This is a genomic window from Mycobacterium sp. TH-M82 (genome assembly GCF_057473605.1).
On sequence record NZ_JBYCKY010000532.1, the window covers coordinates 1 to 3,026 of the forward strand.

General features: G+C 63.6%; 5 protein-coding genes and 1 tRNA gene. All 6 read left to right on the forward strand.

All coding sequences use genetic code 11. The features are described 5' to 3' along the window. Positions 1 to 347: 347 nt before the first annotated feature. Positions 348 to 548 (forward strand): hypothetical protein, encoded by a 201-nt coding sequence (locus tag AC2VON_RS16225; RefSeq protein ID WP_062908229.1) that lies wholly within the window; start codon positions 348 to 350, stop codon positions 546 to 548. Positions 549 to 564: 16 nt separating this feature from the next. After that, positions 565 to 633 (forward strand) — tRNA-Lys (locus tag AC2VON_RS16230). 242 nt (positions 634 to 875) lie between these two features. Further along, a complete protein-coding gene (locus AC2VON_RS16235; protein ID WP_155728502.1) occupies positions 876 to 1,046 on the forward strand; it encodes a hypothetical protein in 171 nt (56 codons plus the stop codon). Positions 1,047 to 1,376: 330 nt separating this feature from the next. After that, positions 1,377 to 1,673, forward strand: a complete 297-nt coding sequence (locus tag AC2VON_RS16240; RefSeq protein ID WP_062908230.1) for a hypothetical protein — start codon at positions 1,377 to 1,379, stop codon at positions 1,671 to 1,673. A gap of 162 nt (positions 1,674 to 1,835) precedes the next feature. Next, positions 1,836 to 2,555, forward strand: coding sequence for a ParA family protein (locus AC2VON_RS16245; RefSeq protein WP_062908231.1), 720 nt, complete (start codon positions 1,836 to 1,838; stop codon positions 2,553 to 2,555). Then, positions 2,548 to 2,970: a hypothetical protein gene (locus AC2VON_RS16250; RefSeq protein ID WP_139804606.1), complete on the forward strand. Its 423-nt coding sequence runs from the start codon at positions 2,548 to 2,550 to the stop codon at positions 2,968 to 2,970. Before AC2VON_RS16245 ends, AC2VON_RS16250 begins: the two co-directional genes overlap by 8 nt. The last annotated feature ends 56 nt before the right edge of the window (positions 2,971 to 3,026 follow it).

Consider the following 3,026-nt stretch of genomic DNA (forward strand, 5'->3'; position numbering starts at 1 on the left):
CGAAGTGCCCCCTGACGACGACGGCATCCCTGCCACCGAAGACGACAGCGACAAGCTTGAACGCCTGTGTGCGGCGATACGTGCAATCGACATCGACATTCTCCTTTCCGAGGAAGCCTGGCGATAACTCGCCCCGGGGGCCCCTGCGGCATAGGTCGGGCGACCGTTTCAGGCGCGGCGGCAGGCACTTCGGGTTCGCCGGCGCCTGTAGTAATCACGTCATCACGTCATAACGGCCGCCAAAGAACGGGATCGACCTGCCGATTTCAGCTGAGTGTCAGTCAACCCGATTAACCTAGCGGCGGCTTCCTTCCAACTTGGGGCGGACTGAAGGAGATCGATCCGGCATGACCAGGTTCAACAACGGCGACCTCGTGGCGGCAATCAAGGACATCGGTGGATTCGCTCGTGAGTTCGTCCCGAGAGGCTCCGAAGGGGTCGTCGTCGATGCACCCATGTGGGGAGACGCGGTAGTGCTCTTCACCGTCAAGGGCTTCCTGAGCGACAAGAAGGTTCGCATCACCATCAGCGACGACGAAGTACGGTGACCCGACTGCGGGGACAGCCCGTCCAGCCGGCATGACCCGCTGACTCTTCATCAGCGGGTCCGGGGTTCGAAACCCTGACGTGGCGCGGGCAAGTCGCCGGTCGAGCGACACGCCGGGCGGCGGCTTCCTGGCGTTGCTGGGAGTTTCATGAAACACTAAAGGGGGTGTAGATGACTACGCCCAAAAGCCGGCAGAGTCCGGCTTTTTTTGTGCCCGCGTTCGGCCCGCCAATGGGCCGTCCGGGCTTTCTCTGGCGACATCTTTCCTAATCACAGCACCTTTCGTGATGAACGAAGATGCCTGCCGACCCCCATTTAGGAGGGATCAGTGTCCATTTTCCCGGACAGCTGGGACCAAGCGTGGCTGTTTGCTCCGCTGGTCTACATCGCCATCCTGAGTCACCGTGACGAGCCCGCACAACGTCTTGTCGCGCTCGTTGAGTCTGTCGCGCAACTGGTGCAATCCATTGCCGACATGATCGGACGACTCAAGCGATAGGCTCTACGGCACTTCTCGCCCCGAGGCCTGCGATGTTGTAGCTCGCCACCGGCGCTCCGACTCAGCAAGCACGTCTTGCCCCGACGGTCGAAATCACGTTCGACCCGCGGGGCTTTTTTGTGCCCAAAATCGGCCCAACCTCGCTCCGAATCCAGCCCCTTCATGTGGCCGGGGCCAGCCGGCGGGCGATAGCAATTTGGGTCACGCTGCCTGGTCATTACAGCGCTATAACGCTATAACGCTTTGACTCTTGTATTTTCTCTATAGGTACCTGACCAGGGCGAACGGTACGAGCCCCTGTAATCCGATTCGCTTCGCGCGGTAATCGGTATGAGAGAGAAAAAATTCCCGTGGGATGCCCGCGGCGCAGCTGCCGCCGGTGTCGCCACCATCGCCATCATCGCCACGCTGCTTGCGCCGGCGGCATGGGCTCCGTTGGTGAGCATCATCAACACGCTCGCCGTCGCCCTGGTGCTGCGGCCCCGCCGACGATGGGACAGGCGGGATGGAGCGGCGGCCCTCGTCGCGGCCGCCGCAGTTCCTATTGCGCTCATAGCGTCACCGGCTGCACCGTCCGTGGGTATCGCCAGCGCTCTGCTCGTCGCGCTGAGCCTGCGACGCCGGTGAACGATAAAGCGTTATAGCGGTGGAACGCTATAACGCCTTATCAAGGGGTTGTCCCAGCTCTAGAGTTCTAAGTGGCAGCTACACAATATAGCGCTATAACGCTTCACCGCTGTAACGTTGTAACGCTTCAACGTTACAGCGCTCAAGCGTTATGATGCCGGGATGGCTGCAATCGCCGTATGCCACTCCCGAAAAGGGGGTGTCGGCAAGTCCTTCATCGCGTACGAGCTGGCGACCCTGCTGGGCGCTGTGCTTGTCGACCTGGAACACGACGGCGGGGGAGTGACCACTAAGTGGGGATATCGCCCCCAGGATCACCCTCGCGCCCGGCTGCTCGATGCGCTGGAACCGGGCGCGGCCGCACCGCGGCCCTTGCGCGGCTTCAAGAAGCCCGCGCTCGTGCCCGGACATCCCGACCTCTACGACCATCAGCCCGACGCCACCACCATGGCCGACGCTCTCACTAAGTGGGCTCAGGAGTGGGACACGGACTGGATCATCGTGGATACCCACCCGGGCGCCAGTCCGGCCGCCCACGGCGCCCTGGCCGTGGCCAACATCGTCCTGGCGCCCACCGCCCTACGCACTGCCGAACTCGACGCCACCGCCGAGCTGGTCAACGAAATCGCGGACTACCCGCTGGTCATCGTGCCCAACTTCGTCCCCACGACGCCGCCCGCGCCAGAAATACAGCGGCTTCGCCAGATCATCGAGAACACTCCCGTGCAGGTCGCCCCACCGATTCCCACCGCGCTGCACGTTGGCACACGGAAGAAGCGCATCGCGATCACCGCCGAACACCCGCCGGCCAAATCTCTGCAACGCGTCGCCGACGCCCTCGGCAACCTGGCCACTTTCGTGAAGGGATACGTCGATGGCTGACGGGCTCGATTCGCTTACCGCGATGCGCAACAAGACGACGACCTCGCGCCGGGCCGTGCCGCCGCCGCGGCACCCGCCTCGTCAAACACCCGTGCAGATGCCCGAGCCGGCACCGCCGACCCCACCGCCGGCGCCTTCGCCCCGGCCCGTGGCCAGCGGCCCAGCACCCATGCCAGTACCCGGTGGCAGCGAGTTGGCCAAGGCGTCGATCTACCTCGACGAGCACACCGATGCCTACCTGGAAACGGTCCGCGCCGCGGCGCGGACCACCAAGCCCCGCGTGGACGCCACCCGCAGCGCCGTCGTGCGTCTGGCTCTCAACCGTCTGGCCGACCAACTCACCCCAGGCGAAGTCGTCGCCGAACTTCAACGCAACGCCGAAGGTCACACTGGTCCCGGCCGCAAACGCTCCTAGCGTTATAGCGCTATAACGCTGTAACCATTATGTGGGCAACGACCCTGTAAACGGGG

What these genes read in the sequence shown, in the direction of transcription:
- AC2VON_RS16225 (WP_062908229.1), top strand. Translation starts at nt 348, where the DNA reads ATGACCAGGTTCAACAACGGCGACCTCGTGGCGGCAATCAAGGACATC.
- AC2VON_RS16240 (WP_062908230.1), top strand. Translation starts at nt 1,377, where the DNA reads ATGAGAGAGAAAAAATTCCCGTGGGATGCCCGCGGCGCAGCTGCCGCC.
- AC2VON_RS16245 (WP_062908231.1), top strand. Translation starts at nt 1,836, where the DNA reads ATGGCTGCAATCGCCGTATGCCACTCCCGAAAAGGGGGTGTCGGCAAG.
- AC2VON_RS16250 (WP_139804606.1), top strand. Translation starts at nt 2,548, where the DNA reads ATGGCTGACGGGCTCGATTCGCTTACCGCGATGCGCAACAAGACGACG.